General features: G+C 71.6%; 22 protein-coding genes. 9 read left to right on the top strand and 13 right to left on the bottom strand.

Annotation, left to right across the window (positions count from 1 at the left end; all coding sequences use genetic code 11):
* Positions 1–3: 3 nt before the first annotated feature.
* The 6 genes from EDD34_RS10970 to EDD34_RS10945 all read right to left on the bottom strand — a co-directional run bounded on the left by EDD34_RS10970 (position 4) and on the right by EDD34_RS10945 (position 6,404).
* On the bottom strand, positions 4–2,436 hold the full coding sequence (locus EDD34_RS10970; RefSeq protein WP_123814597.1) for an ATP-binding cassette domain-containing protein: 2,433 nt from the start codon (positions 2,434–2,436) through the stop codon (positions 4–6).
* Positions 2,437–2,513: 77 nt separating this feature from the next.
* Positions 2,514–2,924, bottom strand: coding sequence for a VOC family protein (locus EDD34_RS10965; RefSeq protein WP_123814596.1), 411 nt, complete (start codon positions 2,922–2,924; stop codon positions 2,514–2,516).
* Positions 2,925–2,934: 10 nt separating this feature from the next.
* Positions 2,935–3,414, bottom strand: coding sequence for a helix-turn-helix transcriptional regulator (locus EDD34_RS10960; RefSeq protein ID WP_123814595.1), 480 nt, complete (start codon positions 3,412–3,414; stop codon positions 2,935–2,937).
* 55 nt (positions 3,415–3,469) lie between these two features.
* Complete coding sequence (locus EDD34_RS10955; RefSeq protein ID WP_246012314.1) at positions 3,470–4,507, bottom strand: ABC transporter ATP-binding protein; 1,038 nt, start codon at positions 4,505–4,507, stop codon at positions 3,470–3,472.
* A 5-nt stretch (positions 4,508–4,512) separates the two neighbouring features.
* Positions 4,513–5,223 carry a type 1 glutamine amidotransferase gene (locus EDD34_RS10950; RefSeq protein WP_170177045.1) on the bottom strand — a complete coding sequence of 237 codons (711 nt, stop codon included), beginning with the start codon at positions 5,221–5,223 and terminating at the stop codon, positions 4,513–4,515.
* A 53-nt stretch (positions 5,224–5,276) separates the two neighbouring features.
* Positions 5,277–6,404 (bottom strand): hypothetical protein, encoded by a 1,128-nt coding sequence (locus tag EDD34_RS10945; RefSeq protein ID WP_123814593.1) that lies wholly within the window; start codon positions 6,402–6,404, stop codon positions 5,277–5,279.
* A gap of 313 nt (positions 6,405–6,717) precedes the next feature.
* Here EDD34_RS10945 and EDD34_RS10940 point away from each other — a divergent pair, with 313 nt between their 5' ends.
* Entirely contained in the window at positions 6,718–6,924 is a 207-nt protein-coding gene (locus EDD34_RS10940) for a hypothetical protein (protein ID WP_123814592.1), read from the top strand.
* A 110-nt stretch (positions 6,925–7,034) separates the two neighbouring features.
* On the opposite strand, the gene EDD34_RS10935 is transcribed toward EDD34_RS10940, so the two are convergent.
* Positions 7,035–7,400 (bottom strand): hypothetical protein, encoded by a 366-nt coding sequence (locus EDD34_RS10935; protein WP_123814591.1) that lies wholly within the window; start codon positions 7,398–7,400, stop codon positions 7,035–7,037.
* Between the two features lie 328 nt (positions 7,401–7,728).
* Here EDD34_RS10935 and EDD34_RS10930 point away from each other — a divergent pair, with 328 nt between their 5' ends.
* Positions 7,729–8,898 carry a hypothetical protein gene (locus tag EDD34_RS10930; protein ID WP_123814590.1) on the top strand — a complete coding sequence of 390 codons (1,170 nt, stop codon included), beginning with the start codon at positions 7,729–7,731 and terminating at the stop codon, positions 8,896–8,898.
* Positions 8,899–8,911: 13 nt separating this feature from the next.
* Here EDD34_RS10930 and galE read toward each other — a convergent pair whose 3' ends face one another.
* A complete protein-coding gene (gene galE, locus EDD34_RS10925; protein ID WP_123814589.1) occupies positions 8,912–9,934 on the bottom strand; it encodes a UDP-glucose 4-epimerase GalE in 1,023 nt (340 codons plus the stop codon).
* Between the two features lie 247 nt (positions 9,935–10,181).
* Here galE and EDD34_RS10920 point away from each other — a divergent pair, with 247 nt between their 5' ends.
* From EDD34_RS10920 to EDD34_RS10910, 3 genes are all read left to right on the top strand, one after another.
* Entirely contained in the window at positions 10,182–11,564 is a 1,383-nt protein-coding gene (locus EDD34_RS10920; protein ID WP_123814588.1) for an NAD-dependent malic enzyme, read from the top strand.
* Positions 11,565–11,719: 155 nt separating this feature from the next.
* On the top strand, positions 11,720–13,267 hold the full coding sequence (locus EDD34_RS21200) for a site-specific integrase (protein ID WP_246012312.1): 1,548 nt from the start codon (positions 11,720–11,722) through the stop codon (positions 13,265–13,267).
* 134 nt (positions 13,268–13,401) lie between these two features.
* Complete coding sequence (locus EDD34_RS10910) at positions 13,402–13,875, top strand: OsmC family protein (protein WP_123814587.1); 474 nt, start codon at positions 13,402–13,404, stop codon at positions 13,873–13,875.
* Positions 13,876–13,899: 24 nt separating this feature from the next.
* Here the strand turns inward: EDD34_RS10910 and EDD34_RS10905 are convergent, their stop codons facing one another.
* Complete coding sequence (locus EDD34_RS10905) at positions 13,900–14,934, bottom strand: ribonuclease Z (protein WP_123814586.1); 1,035 nt, start codon at positions 14,932–14,934, stop codon at positions 13,900–13,902.
* A gap of 353 nt (positions 14,935–15,287) precedes the next feature.
* Here EDD34_RS10905 and EDD34_RS10900 point away from each other — a divergent pair, with 353 nt between their 5' ends.
* From EDD34_RS10900 to EDD34_RS10890, 3 genes are all read left to right on the top strand, one after another.
* Positions 15,288–16,298, top strand: coding sequence for a DNA-binding protein (locus EDD34_RS10900; protein WP_123814585.1), 1,011 nt, complete (start codon positions 15,288–15,290; stop codon positions 16,296–16,298).
* Positions 16,299–16,425: 127 nt separating this feature from the next.
* Entirely contained in the window at positions 16,426–16,833 is a 408-nt protein-coding gene (locus EDD34_RS10895) for a VOC family protein (protein WP_123814584.1), read from the top strand.
* Between the two features lie 76 nt (positions 16,834–16,909).
* Positions 16,910–18,148 carry a CehA/McbA family metallohydrolase gene (locus tag EDD34_RS10890; RefSeq protein WP_123814583.1) on the top strand — a complete coding sequence of 413 codons (1,239 nt, stop codon included), beginning with the start codon at positions 16,910–16,912 and terminating at the stop codon, positions 18,146–18,148.
* A 115-nt stretch (positions 18,149–18,263) separates the two neighbouring features.
* On the opposite strand, the gene EDD34_RS10880 is transcribed toward EDD34_RS10890, so the two are convergent.
* Positions 18,264–18,902 (bottom strand): FMN reductase, encoded by a 639-nt coding sequence (locus tag EDD34_RS10880; protein WP_123814582.1) that lies wholly within the window; start codon positions 18,900–18,902, stop codon positions 18,264–18,266.
* Entirely contained in the window at positions 18,899–20,056 is a 1,158-nt protein-coding gene (locus EDD34_RS10875) for an LLM class flavin-dependent oxidoreductase (protein ID WP_123814581.1), read from the bottom strand. Before EDD34_RS10875 ends, EDD34_RS10880 begins: the two co-directional genes overlap by 4 nt.
* Positions 20,057–20,349: 293 nt before the next feature.
* Between EDD34_RS10875 and EDD34_RS10870 the strand changes: the two genes are divergently transcribed.
* A complete protein-coding gene (locus EDD34_RS10870) occupies positions 20,350–20,694 on the top strand; it encodes an RNA polymerase-binding protein RbpA (RefSeq protein ID WP_123814580.1) in 345 nt (114 codons plus the stop codon).
* Between the two features lie 134 nt (positions 20,695–20,828).
* On the opposite strand, the gene lnt is transcribed toward EDD34_RS10870, so the two are convergent.
* Complete coding sequence (lnt, locus tag EDD34_RS10865; RefSeq protein WP_123814579.1) at positions 20,829–22,562, bottom strand: apolipoprotein N-acyltransferase; 1,734 nt, start codon at positions 22,560–22,562, stop codon at positions 20,829–20,831.
* Positions 22,563–22,618: 56 nt separating this feature from the next.
* Entirely contained in the window at positions 22,619–24,295 is a 1,677-nt protein-coding gene (locus EDD34_RS10860; protein ID WP_123814578.1) for an amidohydrolase, read from the bottom strand.
* Between the last annotated feature and the right edge of the window lie 15 nt (positions 24,296–24,310).

Raw genomic sequence — 24,310 nt, 5'->3', positions numbered from 1 at the left:
CCCCTACTCCCCCACGTACTCCGCCAGGTGCTGCCCCGTCAGCGTCGACGCGTCCGCGACCAGGTCCGCCGGAGTTCCGGCGAAGACCACCTGCCCGCCGTCGTGGCCCGCGCCGGGCCCGAGGTCGATGATCCAGTCGGCGTGCGCCATCACGGCCTGGTGGTGCTCGATGACGATGACGGACTTGCCGCCGTCGACCAGGTCGTCCAGCAGGCCGAGCAGGTTCTCGACATCTGCCAGGTGCAGGCCCGTCGTCGGCTCGTCCAGCAGATAGACGCCGCCCTTCTCGCCCATGTGCATGGCGAGCTTGAGTCGCTGCCGCTCACCGCCGGACAGCGTGTTGAGCGGCTGCCCCAGCTTCAGGTAGCCCAGCCCGACGTCCCGCAGGTGGCCCAGGATCTTGCGCGCCGGCGGCACCTTGGACTCCGCCTCCCCGAAGAACTCGTGCGCCCTGCTCACCGACAGGTCGAGGACCTCGGCGATGTTCAGCCCGCCGAGCCGGTGCTCCAGCACCGCCGACTGGAACCGCTTGCCCCCGCAGTCCTCGCACGGCGTGGCGACCGTCTCCATGAAGCCGAGCTCGGTGTAGATCATGCCGTTGCCCTTGCAGGTGGGGCAGGCGCCCTCGGAGTTCGCGCTGAACAGCGCCGGCTTGACACCGTTGGCCTTGGCGAACGCCTTGCGGATCGCGTCGAGCATCCCGGTGTACGTGGCCGGGTTGGAGCGGCGCGACCCCTTGATCGCGCCCTGGTCGACGACGACGACGCCGTCGCGCCCCGCCAGGTTCGCGTGGACGAGCGAGCTCTTGCCCGAGCCGGCCACCCCCGTGATCACCGCCAGCACACCCGTGGGAACGTCCACGTCGACGTGACGCAGGTTGTTCTGGTCCGCCCCGCGGATCTCCAGCGCGCCGTCCGCCTCGCGCACCGACTCCTTGAGCCGCGCGCGATACCCCAGGTGCTTCCCGGTCAGCGTGTCGGCCGCCGCGAGCCCCTCGACGGTGCCCTCGTAGCAGATCGTCCCGCCGTCGGTGCCGGCACCCGGACCCAGGTCGACCACGTGGTCGGCGATCGCGATCGCCTCCGGCTTGTGCTCGACGACGAGCACCGTGTTGCCCTTGTCCCGCAGGCTGACCAGCAGGTTGTTCATGCGCCGGATGTCGTGCGGGTGCAGGCCGATCGTCGGCTCGTCGAAGACGTAGGTGACATCCGTGAGCGCCGACCCGAGGTGCCGGATCATCTTGGTCCGCTGCGCCTCTCCCCCGGACAGCGTGCCCGCGGGCCGGTCCAGCGACAGGTAGCCCAGGCCGATGTCGGTGAACGAGTCGAACAGGTGCAGCAGGCTCTTGATCAGCGGGGCGACCCCGGCGTCGTCCACGCTCCGTGCCCACGCGGCGGCGTCGGTGATCTGCATGGCGCAGACCTCGGCGATGTTCTTTCCCTGGACCTTGGCCGACCGCGCCGACTCGTTGAGCCGCGTGCCCTCGCACGCCGGGCACGCCCCGAACACCGCCGCGGCCTCCACGAACCGCCGGATGTGCGGCTGCAGCGACTCGGGGTCCTTGCTGAACATCGACTCCCGGATCTTGGGGACGAGACCCTGGTAGGTCATGTTCATCCCCAAGGCCTTGATCTTGGTCTTCTCCTTGTAGAGGAAGTCTGCGCGTTCCTGGTCGGAGTAGTCCTTGATCGCCTTGTCCGGATCCACGAACCCCGACTCCGCGAAGCCCTTCACCATCCAGCCGTCCGCCGTGTAGCCGGGCACCAGGATCGCGCCGTCGTTCAGCGACCTCGACTCGTCCACGATCACGGACAGGTCGAGGTCCGAGACACTCCCCCGGCCCTCGCACTCCGGGCACATGCCGCCGAGGTACACCTGCTCGCGCACCACGGCCTTGTCCACCTTGCCGCCGGCCTTCTCGGTGCTCATGACCCCACTGGCCTTGCTGGTGGGGACGTTGAACGAGAACGCGGGCGGCGGCCCCACGTACGGCTCCCCGATTCGGCTGAACAGGTGGCGCAGCATCGCGTTCGCGTCCGTCACCGTGCCGACCGTCGAGCGTACGTTCGCGCCCAGGCGCTCCTGATCCACCAGGATCGCCGTGGTGATGCCCTCGAGGTGGTCGACGTCCGGGCGCGGCAGGGAAGGCATGAAGCCCTGGACGAACGTCGAGTACGTCTCGTCGATCAGCCGCCGCGACTCCGCCGCGATCGTGCCGAACACGAGCGAGCTCTTGCCCGACCCCGACACTCCCGTGAACACCGTCAGGCGGCGCTTCGGGATCTCGACGTCCACGTCCTTCAGGTTGTTCTCACGGGCGCCGGTCACCCGGATCAGATCGTGCCGGTCCGCGGGATGGGACGACGGCGTGCCGTCGCCGCCCACCCGATCGGTACCGGTCACGGCTGAACCGGCCGTCTCGGTGCTGGTGCTCATGGTCTCGCCCTCCGCAGCCGTGCTCATGACTCGTGTGATGGTTCCCGCACCGTACAGCGGGACACCGACACGACCGGTCACCTCACCTCGTTGAGGCGGATGTGGTTGCCCGCCGGGTCACGGAACGCGCAGTCCCTGATCCCGTACGGCTGGTCGACAGGCTCCTGGACCACCTCGGCGCCCGCTGCCTGGATCCTGTCGAACGCGTCGTCGATGTCGGGGGTGGCCAGGACGAGCGTCGCATAGGTGCCCTTGGCCATCATCTCCGCGATGGTGCGGCGCTCGTCCTCGGTGATGCCGGGGTCCGCCGCGGGTGGCGTCAGGACGACGGAGGTGCCGGAGCCGGGCGGGCCGACGGTGATCCAGCGCATCGCGCCGCCGCCGACGTCGTTGCGGACCTCGAAGCCGAGGATGTCGCGGTAGAACGCCAGCGACTCGTCCGGGTCCGTGTGCGGAAGGAACGTGTGGTGAATCGTGATGCTGTTCATGCCCCCGACGCTAGGCACGTGCGGACGGCGGCGCTTCTCGATTCCTGACCGGCTTCCCCTCCTGCCCGCCACGGCCGTTCCGCACGGGCCGCGTCACCTGCTTCGCGATGCACGGCGGCATCCCGGCCGTGTCCTCGGCGCCCTCCGTGCGGTAGACACTCGGCGGCACGCCGACCAGTTCCGTGAACCGCGTGCTGAACGTGCCCAGGGACGAGCAGCCCACCGCGAAGCACACCTCCGTCACACTCATGTCCCCGCGCCGCAGCAACGCCATGGCCCGCTCGATCCGGCGCGTCATCAGGTACGAGTACGGCGACTCGCCGTAGGCCCGCCGGAACTCCCGGCTCAGGTGCCCCGCCGACACGTGCACCCCGCGCGCCAGCGCCTCCACGTCCAACGGCAGCGCGTACTCCCGGTCGATCCGGTCCCGCACGCGGCGCAGCGACGCGAGATTGCGCAGGCGCTCGCGGTCACCCTCGGATGTGGTCATGTACCGATGGTTGCGGGACGACGGGTGCAGGTCCACCGGGCGAAGTCGATGCGCGTCATCGGGTACCCGACGTGCCGGCCGCGAGTTGGTCGTAGTGCAGTCGTGCCTCGTTCTGGGCGGTGCGGAGCGCGGCGCTGAGGTGGGACAGTTCGACGTAGCCGGCCGGCTGGCCGTCGTCGCCCATCACCACCGCCTTGCCGCTAGCGGTGCGGAGCATTTCCTCCAGGGCCTCGTACAAGGTGGACTCCACGGTGATCGACCCGGCGGACGACGCCCGGCCGGCGTGCTCGCCGTTGATCGGGGCCAGGTCGAGGTCTCCGACCCTCTCGAACGCCAAACCTCTCATCGCCGTGCCGGCTCCGATGAAGCTGCGCACGAAGTCGTCCACCGGGTAGGCGAGGATCCGCTCGGGGGTGTCGGCCTGGTGCACCATGCTCTGCTTGCCCAGGATCGCGATCCGGTCGCCCATCTTGATGGCTTCGTCGATGTCGTGCGTGACGAACACGATCGTCTTCCTCAGCTCGTCCTGCAGGCGCAGGAACTCGTTCTGCAGGCTCTCGCGCGTGATCGGGTCGATCGCCCCGAACGGCTCGTCCATGAGCATGATCGACGGGTCCGCGCCCAGGGCCCGGGCGACACCGACGCGCTGCGCCTGGCCGCCCGACAGCTCCTTCGGGTAGCGGTCCCCGTACACGCGCGGATCGAGTCCGACCATGTCGAGCAGCTCGTCGACGCGCGCGGTGATCCGCTTCTTGTCCCACCGGAGCATCTTCGGGACCGTGGCCACGTTCTCCGCGATGGTCTGGTGCGGGAACAGGCCGATCTGCTGGATCACGTAGCCGATCCGGCGGCGCAACTGGTCAGGGTTCGCGTCGGTGACGTCGTCGCCGTCCAGGTAGATGCGACCGCCCGTGGGCTCGATCATCCGGTTGATCAGGCGGAGCGTGGTGCTCTTGCCGCAGCCCGACGGCCCGACCAGGACGAGGATCTCGCCGGGGTCGATTTCGAGGGTGAGCTCGGTGACCGCCGGGGTGTCGGTCCCGGGGTAGGTCTTGCTCACGTGGTCGAGACGAATCATCGGTTCGGCTGTCATGGCGCCTACGGTGCCCGAAGCAAACTACCGAATCCAGCGGCACCGAGGATCCGCTGAACGGAATCACTGTCCCAGGACTTCTCCCTGGCCTCGATGGTCGCGCGCACCGCAGGGACGTCGCCGCCGTACTCAGAGATCGTCCGCTCGTTGTAGGAGATAAGCGCTTTCACATCGACCGGCGAAAGCTCCGGGTGGAACTGCATTGCGAGGACGCACTCCCCGTATCGGTAACACTGCACACCGGAATGCTGGTTCCACGCGAGGATCTCACCGCCGCCCCGGGTTACGGACTGGGGCTCCACCTGTTCGTAGTGGAAGGCCGGCACGGGCGTCGGGCCATCCATACCTGCCTGCCACTCGATGTCGACCAGGCCGATCTCGATCCTGTCGGCGGCCCGGATCGACCCGGGCCAGAGGCACTCGGCGATCATCTGAGATCCGAGACAGACGCCGAGGAGGCAGGTTTCGCCGGCGTTCGCCAGATCGAGCAGTCGGCGAACGTGCACGAGCCCCGTCGGCATCCACGTCTTCAGGTCGTTGACGGACGTGGCTCCCCCGGTCAGCACGTGCAGGGCGGCTTCCGGGACCCGGTTGTCGTCGAAATCGGTCAGGGAACGCTCTTCGACAACACGACCGGTCCGTCGAAGGTGCTCGACGAGCCGATCGCCGTAGTCGAGGTCAGGCGTTGGCCGGCCGTCGGCGACCCAGACGATCACGTTGCTTCGAGACCGTTTCGCATGGACAGGAGGTTCAGTCGTTTGTCCCAGAGTCATGGCATGTTCCAGAGGTTGACTGCGGCTTCGATGGTACTGATGAGGGAAAGCGCCGTCAGGACGGCCAGTGCGACGTTGATCCACCGTGAACGCCGGGCCTGCGATCGCGCGATCCTGTCTTCAACAGTAGCCCGGACGAGCAGGAGCAGGTCCTCGGCGGATCGGTGCAGCACGTCGAGGCTCCACGCCCGAAGAATCGCGTCACGCAGGCAAAGAGCATGGAAGTCGAAGCTGAAGGTCGGCGTGACCAGGTCTTGATAGCTGGACCTGATCCATCGGGCAAGGTCCTGCAACCAGAGCACATCATGATCGCGCCTCTGAATCAATGCGGCTTTCGCCGACGCCGAGGTGCGTGCGAGTCGACTGTAGGTGATACCGAGCAGCATGAGCAGCCGACTGAACTTGCGTACCTGGCCCTCGGTGTCATTCCCGAAAATCAAGCTGTAGGCGTACCCGGCATAGAAAAACTGGTCGCGCCATGGCGACATCGACCTGAGCGGTTCCGGACTGTTCGGGTAGACGAGATCGCGGTAGCCGGGTGCTAGGTGCCCACGTCCCGGCTCATGCGCGTCGGTTTCTCCGCCGTACGTCATGTTGAAGTACGGAACTTGAGGGCCTGGTGAACTCTCCTCGGAGAGTTCCCTGTAGACAGGCGCGAGGGCTTGGAGGAGCAGGCGTCGCAGTTGCTCGCAAGTATCTTCACGGCTATCGCGACCGAAGTGCTTGAGATCTGGGCCGTAACGTCCCCACCCTCCGGCAATCCGGTAAGTCACTGCGACGGCTCCGTAGCCGTCGTCGAAGAACAGGAGCGTGATCTCGGTGCACGTGACGTCCTGGTCGTTCAACTCGGTGGAGATGCGGGTTAGAAATTCGTCGGTGCCCGATAATTCGAGGCAATGGGGTTTCGGGGCGTCGTAGGTGAGCGTCCCGCTGAACAGTTGAGGTAGGGACGACTCCACCACCACGAATTCGGACCCGAGGCGCTCCCCTGGTTCCACGTCCGTCCGAAAGGGAGGCGCGACGGCCAATGCGTCGGCACGTGAATGTATCGGGGCTGTGACGAGGACGACGGCATCGCCCGTGGGAGTGATCCGAATGTCCGCAGACTGCATCGTCCCATCCATGTCCTGATGCTATCAGGCAGTATTGGGTATAAGTGTATATTGTGGCGCTTCTATGCGAGTCACGGTGCTCCACTCGCACGAGGTGGCTGCGTCGCCGCTCTCGTGCGTCCCGTGGTGCCGATAGGGCCACGGCGGGATTGCCCCGGGTAACAGTCCATTGCCCGATTCGCTCCCGGCATCGTGATGGGACCGTAACCGCCTCGCCCGCAACGGCAACCGGATCTCATGCGTCCATGGAAGAGAGGCGTTCGGCAGGGAACGCCACGTACGGAGTCATCGGGGCAGGCGCGATGACAGCGAGGGGACGCGAGCCATGAGCAACATCACGATCGGCAGAGGCGACTTCACCGACCCGGGCTTCGGGTCCGACCACGGACCGGGAGACGACCGTTACACCGCACCTCGCGAGATCAGCGGGTGGATCCCGCTGCTGGCCTCGGGGATCGCGCTGCTCGCGATCGTTGTCGGCGGGAGCGTGGTCTTCGGAGAGGTGGTCAAGTCCGCTCTCGGCGCCCTGTGAGGCGCCGCAGATCGAGACCGGCACCGCAAGTACCGCCGCGGCGCGTCACCGCCGCGGCGACCGGCCCCCCGGCGCACGGCACCGGGGGGCCGGCTCACGTCCGGACCCGCTCACGCGGCGTAGTAGTCGGTACCGACGGTCCACGCCGCGAAGGCGAAGGCGGCGAACATGCCGAGCGCCACGACGAGATTGACCAGCGGGTAACGGCGCTCGGCGGGGTCCCGGATCGCGGGCTCGATCGCCAGCCCCGCCCCGCCCAGCAGCAGCACGAGCGCGACGAACCAGATCGGGAACGTCAGATCGCCACTGCTCATCACCCCCTGGACCGCCTCGGACCACCGGTCCACCCAGCCCGGCACGCTGTCCGTCAGGCCGATCCCGGTCGCACGGGCCTCGGCGAGCCAGAGGGCCGCGTACGGGATTCCGAGGCCGAGCGCGGCGAGCGCACGCCAGTCGATGACCGTCAGCTTCGCCATGCCTGATCTCGCTCTCTGTCGTTCGCGGGAGACGCGGCCGGGTGGTTCACCGGCGACACGGCCGGCCGCAATTCCTTGTCCAACTTGTGATAATCCGCAGTCCATTGTGCATTCGCGCAGGCCAGAGCGCTACCAGAGGAGGCAATGCGTCCCGCCCGACGTCGCGGCACAGCGTGGAAGGGCTCCCGCACGAGCTTCGACTTTCGGAGCATTTGGCCTGGTGGCACTCTATGGCCGACGGTGATCCGCAGTCGGCACCACGCCCCCTCGGCGGCCACTGCGGTGAGCCGTCCCACCAGGGCGAGGCTGCAAGGGAGCTGACGGGACGATGACATTGGCCAGGTCGGACACCGGCACGCCCGCGTACGCCGTCCTCGGCATCGCCACCAGCGGGATCGACCTGGAGCGGGACACCATCCGCGACCTGGCCGTCGTCCGGCTCGACGAGCGCGGCGGACTGGTCGACGAGTGGCAGACCACCCTCGACGACGGCACCTTCGCCGACCAGGGCGTCCACGTGCGCGAACTGCTGTCGCAGATGGCCGTCGTCACCCACAACGGACGGCTCGGCGTCGAGATGCTCCGCCGAGTCCTGACCCGCGCCGGATGGGACGTCCCCGCCATCGCACAGGCCACCACCCTGGAGGCCAGCTTCACCTACCTGCCGCGGCTCGGCCGCCGTCGGCTCGCGGACTGCTGCACCGCCGCCGGCGTCACCGGGCCCGACGGCGAGGCCCCCGGCGAGGCACGGGCGACCGCCGAACTGCTGGTCCGGTTCCTGACCGGAGTCGCCGGCGTCCCGCCGGCCCACGAGCTGACCGGCGTCACGCTCCGCGCCTGGGTGTACCCCTGGCCCGCCCGCCCCGCGCGCGCCGCCGCACCCCGGCCTCGGCCCTGGGACCGCCCCGCCCCCAAGCCGTACACCCTGGCGCCCCCGCCCCGGCACCTGAACGCGCGCCAGCTCGCAGACGGCGCGGCGGGCACCCTCGCGCACGAGCATGGCTACCTGACCCTGCTCGCCGAGGAGGTCGCCCTCGGCCGGCTCCCGGAACCCGAGCCCGCCACCCGGAACAGGCTCCAGGAGAGGGACGGCACGGCAGGGCTCCCCGCCGTGCGGCTGCTCCGCGAGGTCGCCGCCCTGCTGCGCGTCGACGACCTCACCACCGCACACCGGGACTTCGTCAACGCCCTGATCGCCCAGGCGATCGAGGAGGACCGGTACGCCCAGGAGGAACGCCAGGAGCTGTTCCGGCTCGCCTCGGTGCTCGGCGTGCCGTGGTCCGTGGTGCTGGAGCCCATCGTGGAGGCCACGCCGATCGACTTCCCGAAGGTCGTGGACAACACGGGCAGCAGCAACCGCCCCGCCGTACCGACCGGCGCCGGGCCCAAGGCGATCCGCGCCTGGGCGGCGGCCAACGGCTACGTCATCGCACCGGAGGAGAAGATCCCCTGGAACGTCGTCCGGGCGTTCGAGGAGGCGAAGGAACAGCAGAACTGACCGGCACCGCGCCTCACGCGTCCGGATAGCCCTGGGGGTTCGCCGACTGCCACCGCCACGTGTCCACGCAGATCTCGTCGATCGTGCGCGTCGCGCTCCAGCCGAGCTCCGTGTTCGCCCGCGCCGGATCCGCCCAGAACGCGGCCAGGTCGCCCGCGCGCCGCGGCCCCACCTCGTACGGCAGCTCCTTGCCCGCGGCCCGCTCGAACGCGTGCAGCATCTCCAGCACCGACGTACCCTTCCCGGTGCCGAGGTTGAACGCCCGCACCGGCTCGGCGAGATCCTCCAGGTGCTCCAGGGCCGCCACGTGCCCCTCGGCCAGGTCCATCACGTGGATGTAGTCCCGCTCGCACGTCCCGTCGGCGGTCGGGTAGTCGTCGCCGAACACCGTGAGGCGCTCGCGGCGGCCGACGGCCACCTGCGCGATGAACGGCATGAGGTTGTTCGGGATGCCCTGCGGGTCCTCCCCGATCCGCCCGGACGGGTGCGCCCCGACGGGGTTGAAGTACCGCAGCAGGGCGATCCTCCAGCCCTCGTGGACGGCCGCGACGTCGGCCAGCACGCGTTCGATCACGACCTTCGTCTGCCCGTACGGCGACGAGGCCGACAGGTACTCGTAGTCCTCCCGGTAGGGAACGGGCGCCTGCTCGCCGTAGACGGTGGCGGAGGAGGAGAAGACGAACTTCGACACGCCGGTGCGCTCCATCGCGCGCAGCAGCGAGAACGTGGCGTCGAGGTTGTTCTGGTAGTACCGCAGCGGCTCGGCGACCGACTCGCCCACGGCCTTGAACCCGGCGAAGTGGATGACGGCGTCGATGCGCTCGTGGACGAACAGCTGCTCGGTCTTCTCCGCGTTCGTCAGGTCGAACGCGTGGAAGGGCACGTGCTTGCCGCTGAGTGCCTCCAGGCGCCCCTGGACGGTGGGCTTGCTGTTCGAGAAATCGTCGACGACGACGACGTCGTGCCCCGCCTCGAGCAGGGACAGGACAGTGTGGGAGCCGATGTAGCCGGCACCGCCGGAGACGAGAACGCGCATGGCGGCAATCTACCCGGGTCGCCTGACCGCGCGGGCGGGCGCTTCGCGCTTCGGCGCCGCGGATGTCATCCTTGACCCACACGTCTCTTCTCCGTGTGTCGTCCGCGTACCCGCGACCCACGCCACGGATCTGCCTCTCTGCTCGCTTCATCGCACGACGCGTCCCGTTCGTACCGTTTCGACCGCACCGGTTCGAGGTGCCGGCCGGGCGGCCTCCCGCGCCCGGGACCACAGGAGGAAAAGACTCTTGGCCCTGCCCAGTCCCAGCTACACCATCACCCTGCGCGTGGAGGTCCCGGCCTCGCAGCGCGCCACGAGCACCGTGGTCGGCGCCGTCGCCGATGCGGGCGCCGCCGTGACCGCCGTCGACATCGCCCATTCCACGCACGACGCCGTCGTGGTGGACGTGACCTGCGACGCCGTCGACGGCGACCACTCGGACCGCATCGTCGCGACCCTCGACGCGCTGCCGGGCGTGCGCGTGCTCAAGGTCAGCGACTCCACGTTCCTCATGCACCTGGGCGGGAAGATCGAGGTCTCCACGAAGTCGCCCATCAGGAACCGCCGCGACCTGTCCCGCGCGTACACCCCGGGCGTCGCCCGGGTGTGCGAGGCGATCGCGCGGCGTCCCGAGGACGCCCGCCACCTGACGATCAAGCGCAACACGGTCGCCGTCGTCACCGACGGCACGGCCGTGCTCGGACTCGGTGACATCGGCCCCGCCGCGGCGCTGCCCGTCATGGAGGGCAAGGCCGCGCTGTTCAAGGAGTTCGGGGGCGTGGACGCCTGGCCCGTGTGCCTCGACACCACGGACACCGAGGAGATCATCCGCACGGTCAAGGCCCTGGCGCCCGTGTACGGGGGCGTGAACCTCGAGGACATCGCCGCGCCGCGCTGCTTCGAGATCGAGGCCCGCCTGCGCGCCGAGCTCGACATCCCCGTGTTCCACGACGACCAGCACGGCACCGCGATCGTCGTCCTCGCCGCCCTCGTCAACGCGCTCAAGGTCGTGGACAAGAAGCTGCCGGAGGTGCGCATCGTGGTCTCCGGCGTCGGCGCCGCCGGGAACGCCATCATCCGCCTCCTCAAGGCGCAGGGTGCCCAGCACGTGGTCGCGTTCGGGCGCTCCGGTGCGCTGCGCGCCGGCAGCCTCAGCGGCGACCCGCACCGCGACTGGATCGCGCAGCACACCAACACCGAGGGCTTCTCCGGATCCCTCGCCGACGGCCTGCGCGGCGCCGACGTCTTCATCGGCGTGTCGGCCGGGAACGTCCTCACCGGCCGCGACGTCGCCACCATGGCGCAGGACGCGATCGTCCTCGCGTTGGCCAACCCGACCCCCGAGGTCGATCCGGTCGCCGCGAGCGAGACGGCGGCCGTCGTCGCGACCGGCCGCAGCGACTACCCCAACCAGATCAACAACGTGCTCGCCTTCCCCGGCCTGTTCCGCGGGCTCCTGGACACGGGCGCGAAGGAGATCACCACCGAGATGCTGCGCGTCGCCGCGGTCGCGATCGCGGACGTCGTGGGCGAGGACGAGCTGAACAGCGCGTTCATCATCCCGGGCGTGTTCGACCCCCGCGTCGCCGAAGCCGTCGCGGGCGCCGTGCGCAGCGTCAGCGAGAAGTAGCACGGACGTCGGGTCGGTCCGCCCGTGAACGATCGGTCGTTCGATGTGCCGATCATCCCGGCCGGACCGGCCGGCCGAGCCTGCCCGGACGCCCTCCCGGTCGACCCGGCGCGTCAGCGCCACGGCCGTCTGCCGTGCCCGATTAGTCTTCCCGCATGGCCTACACCGAGACCCGGACCGACCGCACCGGACGCACCGTCCACGTGGGCCGGTACCGCGTGGACGGGCGGCTGCGCAGCACCCGGCAGATGACCTCCCGGCGCGAGGCACTGGCCGCCGCGCGACGCCTCGAGGAGGCCGGCAAGCGGGGCGAGTGGGTCGACCCGGCCGCGGCGCGCATCACCGTCGCCGAATGGTTCGACGCCTGGCAGGCGGGCCGCGCCGACCGCGCCCCCCGCACCCTCGAGGCCGAGCGGGAACGCTTCCGCTCCCTGGTCGCGCCCCGCTTCGCCGACGTGCCGCTGCGGCAGGTCACCCATGAGGACGTCACCCGCTGGTCCGCCACGATGACGTCCCCCACCACCGGCGAGGCGGCGTCCCCGGCCCGGCGCCGTGACGCGGTACGCCTGCTCGTCGCCCTCCTGGACGCCGCCGTCGACGCCCGCAGGCTTCCCGCGAACCCCGCGCGGTCGGCGTCGGGCAAGGTCACCGCCCTCCCCCGCGCCCCCAAGACGAAGCCGCACCGCTACCTCAGCCACGAACAGCTCCGCCGCGTCGCCGACGCCGCCGGCCCGGCCGGTTCCCCGGCCCGCACCCTCGTCCTCCTGACCGCCCTGACCGGGCTGCGCTGGGGCGAGGTCAGCGCGCTGACCGTGGCCGACGTCGACCCGCTGCGCGCCCGCCTCGCCGTGACCAAGGCGTACACCCGCCTCGACGACGGCACGCTCCTGCTCGGCGACACCAAGACCCACGCCCGCCGCGAGGTCCCCCTGCCCGCCGTCGTGGCCGACGACGTCGTCACGCTCATCTCCGGCCGCGCCCCCGGCGATCTGCTGTTCCCCGGCGCCACCGGCGCGCCCCTGCGCCGCGAGAGCTTCGACCGCTCGGCCTTCCGTCCGGCAGTGCGCGCCGCAGGCACGGCGGTGTCGGTCGTCTCGGAGATCGTCGACGGCGTGCTGCCGGACGGCGCCTCCGGAGACGTGTCCGACACGCAGCGGCGCACGGCGGGCCTCCGCCGCACCGCCACCGCACCCGGCCCCGCCGGACCGCGCGCCTCTGCCCGTCTCCGCCCGGCCGGCCGCATACTGTACGACGACGCCCTGGCGCGCCGGATCCGCCGGATCCAGACCGATCACGGGCTCGAACCCACAGGCACCTGCGAACCCGAGACCTGGGCGGTGCTCGCCGAACTCGACCGAGCCCGACGCGACGGACTGACGCGCGGCGAGAAACTGACCCGGACCCGGCTGCTCGCGACACTCACCCGCACCACCCTCGGCCCCGGCGCCGAGGACTTCGACACCCTCACCCTGCACGACCTGCGCCACACGGCCGCCTCCCTGGCGATCGCCGGCGGTGCCAGCGTCAAGGCCGTCCAGCGACTGCTCGGCCACGAGTCCCCGATGCTCACGATGTCCACCTACGCGGGCCTGTTCGAGGACGACCTGGACGCGGTGGGCGAGGTGATGTCGGCGGGCTTCGCGGCCGCGGGGGACGGGCTCGTCCCCCGGCCCTCCGGCCCGCTGCGGGCGGTGCCGTCCTGACGGAGCGTGCCCGGCTCACGAGCGACCACCCCGCCCCGGGTGCGCGGCGAGAAGACGAAATCGGTGCCGTTGGTCCCGTCCACACAGGCTGTCCGACCCCAGCCCCCGCTCGGTGCCGCGCCTAAGGTCGAACCGTGACCGACGCCGACGTGCCCGCACCTGTGACCCCACCGACGGAGTACCGGGTCACCGCGCGTGCCCGCGCGGGCGACCCCGGCGTCGCCGAGGCCGGGGCCACGACGATCGACCTGGACACGGTCTGGGGCGGCACGCCCACCGGCCGGCCCGGGCCCGCCGACCTCCTGGCGACCGCCTTCGCGGCGTGCCTGCTGAAGAACCTGGCCCGCTCCCGTGACCTGCTCGGCTTCGCGTACGACGACGCCCAGGTCGAGGTCACCGCCCACAGGCAGGACAGTCCCCCGAAGTTCACCGAGATCCACTACACGCTCCGGGTCACCACCGACGAACCGCCGCGCCGCGTCGACCTGGTGCACCGGAACCTGCGCAGGTACGGCACCGTCTACAACACCCTCGCGGCGGTCTGCGACGTCCACGGCGAGATCGTCACCGGCACCACGACCGGCACCCCCGCAGAGCGAGCCTCCTGACGTCCCCGCCCGGCGGTCCGCCTGTCACGCCCTCCTCGGGACGGTGATCTGGTCGAGATCGCCCGCGATCGTCAGGCCGCCGTCGAACGCCTGACGCGCCTCGCGCTCGAACTCCAGCGGGCCGGAGCCGTCGGCCGACTCGTAGCGCTGGGAGAAGTGCGTGAGGACCAGGTGCCGCACCCCCGCCCCCGCCGCGGCTCGCGCCGCCTGCAGCGCCGTGAGATGTCCGTGCTCGGCGGCGAGAGACGCGTCCCGCTCCAGGTAGGTCGACTCGATGACCAGCAGATCGACGCCGTCGGCCAGCTCGCCCACCGCGTCGCACAGCCGGGTGTCCATCACGAACGCGAAGGACTGTCCGGGGCGCGGGACGGTCACCTCCTCGCGGCGCACGACGCCGCCGTCGGGCAGCGTCAACGAGCCGTCGCGCCGCAGGCGTCCGACGTCGGGCCCGACGACGCCGCGCGCCGCCAGCAACCCCGGGTCGAACGACGTCGAGTCCGCCTCCTGCAGCCGGTACCCGAACGCCTCGATCCCGTGGTCCAGCCGACGCGCGGTCAACGTCACCGCCGCGCGGGAGGGTCGCTCCCCCGCCACGCGCGGCACGACGACGGCCGGGAACGCACCCGCGCCCGACGGCACGCCCTCCGCTCCGCCGTCGGACGGCACACCGCCGGGCCACGCACCGTCCGACAACGGCTGCAGCGCGAGGCGCTCGCGGTGGTGGAACGCGGTCGCGTCGCACAGGTTGCGCACCCACGGCTCCCCCGATGCGGGGAAGCTGATCGGCACGGTGTGCTTCACCCCGTCCAGGCTGATCCGTTGCACGACTCCGGCCAGGCCCAGGCTGTGGTCGCCGTGCAGGTGCGTGAGCGCGATCCGGCTGAGGTCGGAGGCGGCCACGCCCGCGCGGAGCATCTGGCGCTGGGTGCCCTCGCCCGGGTCGAAGAGGATCGCCTGGTCGTCCCAGTACAGGACGTAGCCGTTGTGGTTGCGGGTACGGGTGGGCACCTGGCTGGCGGTGCCCAGCACGACGAGCTCACGGGCGGCGGTACGAGTCACCGCCCGATCCTCCCGCGGCGTGCGTGCGGGCTCCAGCCGATTCCGCCGGCCGAGTCCGGCTGCCTCGTGTCATGGGTGTCCGGCGCGCACCGATCCGCGTGGGCCCGGGTGGATTCGCCCGGTTGCGATGCTCACCATATGCACATCAGGGCGCGTCCGATGCCGGTTTTTCGCCGTAGATCGGCTTGATTTCAACGTTCTCAGCAGCACAGACACCCGCTCTATGAAAGCGGGTGTCATCGTTGTGAGCGTCGGAGTATTGGTAGTATTGCCCTACTACTAGTACTACTACGCGCCGCCGAAAACTGGGATCGCGAGATCCCGCCGTGCGGCCCACCACGAGAGGAATCCGCGTGCGCGACAAGGACCGCGTCATCGAGGCCATCGAGGCGCTCACCGCCGAGGGCATCTCCCCCACCGTCACCACCGTGCGCGAGCGCGCCGGCTGCTCGAGCGCGGCGGCCACACGCTTCCTGCGGGAGTGGCGCGAGGAGCGGGCCGCGCGGGAGGCCGAGGAGTCCGCGGCCGCCACCCCGCCCGACGCCGTCGCCCGGATCGCCCGTCGCGGCATCGACACGCTGTGGCAGGAGGCCGTCCGTACCGCACGCGAGGAGCACGACGCCGAACTGACCCGGGCCCGTGAGGAGCTGGCGCGGGCGGGGAGCGAGGCCGACGAGCTGGCACGCACCGTGGACGATCTGGGTGCCGAGCTCACCGCGGCGCGCACCACGCAGGCCCACCTCCGTGAAGCGCTGGAGCAGGCCGAGGAGGCCCGCGTCGCCGCGGACCGGGACCGTACCGCCGCCCAGGCGGCCCGCGCGCGTGCCGAGGGCGAGGCGGCCGCTGCCCAGCGTGCCCTCGACGAGGTCCGCGAGGAGCTGGCCCGGGTGCGGGCGGCCATGACCGCCGCCGAGCAGGCACGACGCGACGCCGAACGGGCCCGTGCCACCGCGGATCGCGAACGCGCCGCCGCCGAGGCGGCCCACGGCCAGGCACAGGCCACGCTCGAAGCGCTCCGCGAGAATCTCGACCAGGCCCGCGAGGCGGCGGCTGTCTCCCGCGAGGACGCGAAGGTGGCCCGCGACGACGCCGGCGCCGCCCGCGACGAGGCACGGGCGGCACGCGAGTCCCTGGAAGCCGCCCGCGACCGGGCGAGCCGCGACCTCGACGCGGCCCGCGAGCAGCTGGCCGCGGAGCGTGAGGCCCGCACCCTGGCGGAGGCCGCCCGCGCGGCGGCGGACGCCGAACGCTCCGCGCAGGCGGTGGCGGCGGCACGCCTGGAAGGCGAGCTGTCGGCGGCTCGTGCGAGGCAGGCCGCCGGTGACGACGAGCGGGCCCCCTCCGGGACCGTGGAGCCCGCCTAGGCGTACCGGGCCGTCGGGTTGGTGACACTCGGGCAGCGGGTTCGGGCGCTCCACAGGCTCGGATGTCGGTGTCCCGTGCTGTGATGGTCCCGCACGGAACGGCCGGACGACACCCTGGGGGACGAGCATGAGCCTGCGCGGATTTGCCACCATCAACTACTGGGCGGACGACGTCGAGGCGGCCGCCGCCTGGTACGCGGATCTGCTCGGCGTCGAACCGTACTTCTCCCGGCCCGGCCCGGACGGACGGCCTGCCTACGTCGAGTTCCGGATCGGCGACCACGAGGCCGAGCTCGGCCTGGTCAGTCGCGCCTTCGCGCCGCCCGGCCAGCCCGAGCGGCCCGGCGGAGCGGTGATGTACTGGCACGTGGACGACCTGGAGGGCACGTTCGCGCGCCTCCTGGAGATGGGCGCCACCGAGTACCAGCCCGTCACGCCGCGGGGTGAGGGCTTCGTGACCGGCGCCGTCGTCGACCCCTTCGGCAACGTCCTGGGCGTCATGACCAACGCGCACTACGTGCGGATGCTGGAGTAGCCGTCCCTGGTGCGGTCCGGGCCCGCACCGCACCAGGGACGGCAGGCGAGGCCCATCCCCGCTAGGCTCGTTCCTCGTGACTCACCAGGTGGAACGCCTGCTACTGGGGATCGAGGAACAGATCGCGCACCGGTATCTCGAGGTGCCCTTCGACGTGTCCGGTGCCCACGCGATCGAGGTGCGCGTGTCGTACGACAGGCATGCGGCCTCGATCGAACTGGGGTGCCGGGACCCGCAGCGCTGGCGGGGCTGGTCGGGCACCGCGCGTGACCGCTTCGTCATCCGCCCGACGCGGGCCACCCCGGGCTACGAGCCGGGCGCCCTGCCCGACGGCGGCTGGGTCGTCGTCCTGGGCCTGCACTCCGTGCCGGCCGATCCGGTCCCCGTGACGGTCACGGTCGTCGTGGACGACGGCGCCGGGGACATCGAACCCGAGCCGCCGTCACCCCCGGCGCCGACCAATCCGCGTGCCTCCGCGCGCGGGCTTCCCGCTCCCGCAGGCCTCACCTGGTACGCCGGTGATTTCCACGCACACTCCACGCACTCGGACGGCAGCCTCTCCCTGCACGAGCTCACGGCCGCGGCGGCGACGCGCGGCCTTGACTTCCTCGCCGTCACCGACCACAACACGGTCTCCCACCATGCTCACCTGCCCGAGGCGGCGGCCCGCTACGACACCTGCCTGGTGCCGGGGCAGGAGGTCACCACGGACGCGGGGCATGCGAACGCCTTCGGCGACGTCGGCTGGATCGACTTCCGCGCTCCGGCCGAGCAGTGGTCACGCCAGGCCTCCGCGCGCGGCGGCATCCTGTCGGTCAACCATCCCGTCCAGGAGGACTGCGCGTGGCTGCAGGACCTGTCCGAGGACGCCCGCGCCCGCACCGCCCTCGAGATGTGGCACATCTCGTGGTTCCTCAACCCCATGGCCAGCGTCCCCTGGGCCTTCCTGAAGGAGTGGTCCCGGGGCCGGGACGTCCCCGTGCTGCTCGGCGGCTCGGACTTCCACACCCCCGAGGCCGGTTTCCCCCCGGGGACGCCCACCACCTGGGTCGCGGCCGCGGAGTGCACACCCGAGGCGATCCTGGAGGCGGTGGCCGCGGGCCGCACCTCGATCGCCCGCTTCCCCGGCCCGGGCGAACCGGTGCTGCTGCGGGCGGGCGGCGACCTGATCGCGGTCGACGCGGACGGCACGATCCTGGTCGACGCGGAGGGCCGGCGACGCCTGGTGCGCGGCGAGCGCACGGTGTTCCGGCCGGGCACGGGCCCGCACCACCTCGAGGCGGCCGACCGGACCCTCCTGGCGATCAGCCCCTGACCGCGTCGCGAGCCACCGGCGACGGCGCCCCGGCGGGTGCGCCTTCCCCGGCGGGTGCGCCTTCCCCGGCGGGCGCGCCTTCCCCGGGAGGCGCGCCCGCCGGGGCGCCGTCGTGTCACCCGTCGAGCATGTCCACGAAGCTCGGCGTCGTGGCGAACGGGTCGGCCGGGCCGTCGTTGCGGCGCGCCCCGACACGGTCGGCCAGCGCCCGCGCGGCGCGGTCGATCCGCTCGGGAAGCGGGTTCGCGTCCCGGTCGGTGTCGTGGCCGGCGGACCCGTCCTTGGCCCAGTCGTCGGTGGCGGCGAACACCGTGGTCGGCACGACGTCGGCCCGCAGGTAGGTGAACAGCGGGCGCATCGAGTAGTCCAGCGCCAGGGAGTGGCGCGGCGTACCGCCCGTGGCGGCGAGCAGCATGGGCAGGCCTGTCAGGGCGTCCTTGTCGAGGATGTCGACGAACGACTTGAACAGTCCGGAGTAGGTCGTGGTGAACAGCGGGGTGACGGCGATGACGCCGTCGGCCCGGGTGAGCTGGTCGATCGCGCGGGCCAGGTCGCCGCCGGCGAAGCCGGTGAGCATGGCGTCCATGATCGCGTGGGCGTGCTCGCGCAGTTCGACGACCTCGACGTGCACTCCGTGGCCGTCTCGTTCCAGCTCCCGGGCGGTGGCGGCGGCGAGCCTGTCGGCCAGCAGCCGGGTCTGGGACGGCTGTGACAACCCGGCCGTCACGACGACGACGGTGCGTGCCTCGCTCACAGTGCTGCCTCCTCGGCGACGGTTCCGGTGAAGGGGTCGGTGGTGTCGCCCACGTGGGTGGCGGCGGTCTCGCCCGCGGCCCGGGCGGCGGTGACGCGCTCGGCGTGGGTGGGCGGGTTCGCCGGGACGCCGTCGGGGCGCTTGGCCTCGACGATCTTGCGCAGCTCGGGGACGATCTCGCCGGCCAGGATGTCGATCTGCTCCAGGACGGTCTTCAGGGGCAGGCCGGCGTGGTCGGTGAGGAACATCTGGCGCTGGTAGTAGCCGACCTCGTCGACGAACGCGCCGTAGCGGTCGATGACCTGCTGGGGCGATCCCACGGTGAGCGGGGTGTCACGCGTGAAGTCCTCCATGGAGGGGCCGTGCCCGTACACGGGCGCGACGTCGAAGTAGGGCCGGAACTCGTTCCAGGCGTCCTGCGAGCGGGGCCGCACGAAGACCTGTCCGCCCAGCCCGACGATCGCCTGGTCGGCCCGTCCGTGGCCGTGGTGCTCGTAGCGCTGGCGGTAGAACCGCACCATCTGCTTGGTATGGCTCATCGGCCAGAAGATGTTGTTGTGCAGGAAGCCGTCGCCGTAGTAGGCGGCCTGCTCGGCGATCTCCGGGGAGCGGATGGAGCCGTGCCAGACGAACGGCGGGACGCCGTCCAGCGGTCGCGGGGTGGCGGTGAAGCCCTGCAGCGGGGTGCGGAACTTGCCCTCCCAGTCCACGACGTCCTCGGTCCACAGGCGCCGCAGCAGGGCGTAGTTCTCGATCGCCAGCGGGATGCCCTGGCGGATGTCCTGCCCGAACCACGGGTAGACCGGGCCGGTGTTGCCGCGTCCCATCATCAGGTCCATGCGGCCGTCCGAGATCACCTGGAGCATCGCGTACTCCTCGGCGAGCCGCACCGGGTCGTTCGTGGTGATGAGGGTCGTGGCCGTGGACAGGGTGATGTTCTTGGTGACGCCCGCCAGGTAGCCGAGCATCGTCGTCGGGGACGAGGCGACGAAGGGCGGGTTGTGGTGCTCGCCCGTGGCGAAGACGTCCAGGCCCGCCTCGTCGGCGTGCCGGGCGATGGTGAGCATGTTGCGGACGCGCTCGGTGTCGTCCGGGGTGTGGTTCGCGACCGGGTCGCGGGTGACGTCACTGACGCTGAAGATGCCGAACTGCACGGCCGACTCCTCTTCCTTGGTTGCTGCTGGTCTGACGCGATCTCCCGCCAGTCCATGCGTTTGCATACATGAGGCGGAACGTGCTCCCACGGTCGTTCATTCCGTGAGATCGCGCACAACCACCCCTGGTTTGCCGGGGTACCGCTTGCGTGTGCCCTCGCGACAAGTAGCCTTGACGAATCATCGTTTCCGCCCGGCAAAGCCTGGAACACGCCAGCGTGTCCGTGCGTTGAAACTTCGGACGTTCTTGAAGAACTTCTTCAGCCCCCCATCCCGAGACCCTGGAGGACGACATGGCTGACCGCTCCCTACGCGGCATGAGCATCGGCTCGAAGAGCATGGAGTCCGACGAGGGCGTGGACTTCGCCCCGCGGTTCCAGGCGTACTACGACTGCCCCAACGGGCACACGATCATCCTTCCCTTTGCTACCGACGCCGAGGTGCCCGCCCTGTGGGAGTGCCGTTGCGGCGCCGAGGCGCTGCTGCGGGACGCCGAGCGCCCCGAGGCGAAGCCGGGCAAGCCGCAGCGTACGCACTGGGACATGCTCCTGGAACGCCGCACCGTCAAGGAGTTGGAGGAACTGCTCGACGAGCGCCTCGAGCTCCTGCGGGCGGGCAAGCTCCGCCGCTCCGCCTGAGCTGGAGGCGGTCCCGCATCGCCGACCAGCATGGTGATTCGGTATCAGGCACGGCCTGATCCGAGGCCAGAGCGCCGCCGGGATTCCGGCGGCGCTCTGTCGTTCCGTGCCGGGCTCGTCGTTCCGTGCCGGGGTCAGCTCACGAGCGCACCGTGGTCCGAGGCCGCGGGCCGGTCCCCGTCCTGTTCCCCGCGTGCGGGGCGGCGCCCGGTCACGCGCGTCCCGACCCGGACGGCGACACCCGCGAGGACGAGCAGGCCGGCGGCGATCCCGGCGATCCACCCGGGCCAGTATCCGGCCGCGACGGCGGGGGTGATGGTGTGCCGCAGCGGTAGCGCCGCGGCGAGCGTCTCGTGGGTGAACAGTTCGGTGGAGGTGACGAGCGTGCCGTCGGGGGCGACGATGCCGGAGACGCCCACCGTGGAGACCTGGACGGCGGCCCGGCCGGTGGCGATCGCCTGCATGCGCGTCATCGCGAGCTGTTGCGTGGACTCCTCGGTCCAGCCGAAGGCCGCGTTGTTGGTGGGCACCACCAGCACCTGGGCGCCGCGCCGCACGGCGTCGCGCACGATCTCGTCGTAGGCGACCTCGAAGCAGATGATCGTGGCGATCCGCGTGCCGTCCCCACCACCGGTCGGTGCGGCCCCGAGGCGGGCGGGGACGTCCATGACGGCCGGCTCGGCGCCGGGCAGCATGTCCGTGGTGACGCGGTCGACCTGGTCGGACAGGAGCCGCACGAGAGGGCGCATCGGGATGTACTCGCCGAACGGTGCGGGGCGCTGCTTGGCGTACCTCTCGGTGGCGCCCTGCCCGGGCTGCCACAGCAGGGACAAGTTGTAGCGCCCGCCGTCGGACGGGTACTCCTGGGTGCCCACGAGGATCGGGGCGCCGACCGCCTCGGCCGCGGCGTCGAGTGCGGCGGCGGCCCGCGCGCTGGTCCGCGGGTCGACGCCGGTCGAGTCCTCGGGCCACAGCACGACGTCGAGTTCGCCGCCGAAGTCCTCGGCGAGCTCGTAGGTGCCTTCGAGGTGGTTGCCGAACAGTTCGGGGCGTTGCGCGAAGACGCCGAGGTCGGGGTCGTCCACGTTGCCCTGCACGGCGCCCGCCCACAGGACGCCGTCCTGCGCCAGGTCGCTTCCGGCGTCGTGCACCACTGCCCCGGCGTCGGTGGCGACGGTTCCGGCGTCGGAGGACGCGGGGAGCGGCAGCGTCACGGGGACGACGACGACGGCGGCCGCGGCCGCGACCACGCCGGTGGCACGCCCGTAGGAGGCGAGGGCGCGCGGCCGGGCGATCACGGCCCGGGCGGCGGCGGCGAGCCCGAGGCCGGCGAGGCACACCCCGAAGGTGACGAGCACGGTGCCGCCGAGCCAGGCGGAGCGTCCGAGCGGGGCGTCGACCATGGCCCAGGCGAGACGCCCCCAGGGGAAGCCGCCGAACGGGACCTCGCTGCGCCACTGTTCCACGGCGGTGAACACGACGGCGAACGCGGCGGCCTGCCAGGCTCCGGAGCCCCGCGCGACGGCCCGGCCGCGCAGGCCGGCGCGCACGGCGCGGCGCGCCCACGTCCACAGGATGCCGAACAGGGCGAAGAACAGGGCTTCGACCACCGACATCGCGATCCACGGCGCGACCTCGGTCGCGTTGATGGCCCACCGCACGTGCGGCAGGAAGAAGGTGAGGCCGAACACCAGTCCGTGCAGCGCGTTCCACCAGGCGTGGTCCTCGCGCAGCGCCCACCACAGGAGCGCGACGGCGGCGAACGCGGCGGGCCACCAGCCGACGTCGGGAAACGCGGACCACAGGACGGCACCACCGGTCACGGCCAGGAACAGGTTCAGGAGCCTCTGGGACGATCGCCGGTGCACCCTTGAAGCCTAGTCGTCGAGGACGACGACGCCGTCACGTCACGGAGCCCGGCGGCTCAGGAGAGCAGCGTGTCGTGCAGGACCACGCCGTCGCGCATCGTGTGGAGGCACTCGGGTGCGGGGGCGTCGTCGTCCAGTGCGGGCAGGAGCGGCTGCCCGGCGCGGGCCTCCTGGCTCCAGGAGGACAGGCGGCTGAGGCGCTCGGAGCCGGTCTGCACGGTCAGTTCGCCGGCCCGCCAGACGGCGAGGTGCGCGGGTGCGCCGACGCGCAGTTCCCCGGCGCCGGTGTGGTCGAGCCCGGCGAGGCGCCAGCCGCCGCGGGTGTGGGCGCGGAAGGCGGCGCGGGCGGACATGCGCTGGTCGGGGTCCTCGTGCGCGGTGGCGGCCCGGACGCCGGCCCACGGGTCGACGGGGGTGACGGGCGTGTCGGAGCCGAAGGCGAGCGGGATACCGGCGCCGACGAGGTCGGCGAAGGGCTGGAGCGTGGCGGCGCGGACGGGGCCCAGCCGGCCGGCGTACATGCCCGTGGTGCCGCCCCACCGGGCGTCGAACGCCGGCTGCATGGACAGCGACACGCCGTGCAGCAGGAGCGAGGACAGGGCCTGGGCGTCGACGAACAGGGCGTGCTCGATGCGGTGCCGGCCGGAGCGCAGCCGGGCGGTGCCGTCGACCTGCGCGGCGACCGTGAAGCCGAGGAGGACCTCGTCCATGGCGCGGTCCCCGATGACGTGGAACCCGGCCTGCCTGCCCGTGGCGGTCACGGCCGTGAGGTGGGCCGCGATCTCCTCGGCCGACAGGTACAGGTTGCCGCGCCAGGCGGACCCGTCGGGGCCGGCGGCCAGGTCGGTGTAAGGGGTGCGCAGGGCCGCGGTGCGGGACCCGATGGAGCCGTCCACGGTGAGGTCACCGGCGATGCCGGTGAGGAAGGGCAGCTCGGCGATCAGCTCGGCGGCGTCCTCCGCGGTCTCGCACAGCTCGCCCCGGTAGGCGACGACGTGCGGCAGCCCGGAGGCGGGGTCGGCGGTGGCGGCCATGATCCCGGCGAGGCCGTCGCGGGTGTCGATGTGGGGGGCGCTCATCTCGTGCACGGACACGATGCCGCGCCGCGCCCACTCGGCCAGGGCGGTGCGGTAGGTGCGCTCGCGGCGTTCGGGCGACATGCGGCGTGACACGTCCCGCACGTCGTGGTGGGCCTCGGCGGTCAGGACGCCGTCGGGCGCCCAGCCCGGCAGCCGGTCGATGCCGGCGGCGCCGGCCAGGGAGCTGGACACGACGGCGGAGTGCCCGTCGACACGGCCGGCGTAGACGGGGCGGCCGCCGGCGACCTCGTCGAGCTCGGCACGGGTGAACGGGCGGCGCTCCGGCCAGGCCTGCTCGTCCCACCCGAACGCGAGGAGGCACTCGTCACCACCGGGATCCGCGGCGTCCAGCCGGCGCGCGCCGTCGGCCAGGGCGGCGAGCGCGTCCGCGAGCGAGCGGACGCCCGCGGACCCGGACAGGTCGACGGCGCCGGCGGCCAGGCCGGTCTCGAGGATGTGCACGTGCGCGTCGACGAACCCGGGCGTGACCAGGGCACCGTCGAGCTCGACGACCCGGTCCGCGCGGGCGGCGAGACCGTCGGCGGTGTCGTTCGCACCGAGCCAGGCCACGACGCCGTCGTCGACGAGGATCGCTTCGGCGAACGGGTCGGCGGGCGAGTGCACGACGCCACCGCGGTAGAGGATCGAGGTCACGGCAGAAACCTTATG

This window comes from Myceligenerans xiligouense (genome assembly GCF_003814695.1).
Lineage (GTDB): Bacteria > Actinomycetota > Actinomycetes > Actinomycetales > Cellulomonadaceae > Myceligenerans > Myceligenerans xiligouense.
The sequence above is the reverse complement of the archived record's forward strand: the minus strand, read 5'-3'. Positions and strand labels throughout refer to the sequence as shown.

What these genes read in the sequence shown, in the direction of transcription:
- EDD34_RS10970 (WP_123814597.1), bottom strand. Translation starts at nt 2,436, where the DNA reads ATGAGCACCAGCACCGAGACGGCCGGTTCAGCCGTGACCGGTACCGAT.
- EDD34_RS10965 (WP_123814596.1), bottom strand. Translation starts at nt 2,924, where the DNA reads ATGAACAGCATCACGATTCACCACACGTTCCTTCCGCACACGGACCCG.
- EDD34_RS10960 (WP_123814595.1), bottom strand. Translation starts at nt 3,414, where the DNA reads ATGACCACATCCGAGGGTGACCGCGAGCGCCTGCGCAATCTCGCGTCG.
- EDD34_RS10955 (WP_246012314.1), bottom strand. Translation starts at nt 4,507, where the DNA reads ATGACAGCCGAACCGATGATTCGTCTCGACCACGTGAGCAAGACCTAC.
- EDD34_RS10945 (WP_123814593.1), bottom strand. Translation starts at nt 6,404, where the DNA reads ATGGATGGGACGATGCAGTCTGCGGACATTCGGATCACTCCCACGGGC.
- EDD34_RS10940 (WP_123814592.1), top strand. Translation starts at nt 6,718, where the DNA reads ATGAGCAACATCACGATCGGCAGAGGCGACTTCACCGACCCGGGCTTC.
- EDD34_RS10935 (WP_123814591.1), bottom strand. Translation starts at nt 7,400, where the DNA reads ATGGCGAAGCTGACGGTCATCGACTGGCGTGCGCTCGCCGCGCTCGGC.
- EDD34_RS10930 (WP_123814590.1), top strand. Translation starts at nt 7,729, where the DNA reads ATGACATTGGCCAGGTCGGACACCGGCACGCCCGCGTACGCCGTCCTC.
- galE (WP_123814589.1), bottom strand. Translation starts at nt 9,934, where the DNA reads ATGCGCGTTCTCGTCTCCGGCGGTGCCGGCTACATCGGCTCCCACACT.
- EDD34_RS21200 (WP_246012312.1), top strand. Translation starts at nt 11,720, where the DNA reads ATGGCCTACACCGAGACCCGGACCGACCGCACCGGACGCACCGTCCAC.
- EDD34_RS10895 (WP_123814584.1), top strand. Translation starts at nt 16,426, where the DNA reads ATGAGCCTGCGCGGATTTGCCACCATCAACTACTGGGCGGACGACGTC.
- EDD34_RS10870 (WP_123814580.1), top strand. Translation starts at nt 20,350, where the DNA reads ATGGCTGACCGCTCCCTACGCGGCATGAGCATCGGCTCGAAGAGCATG.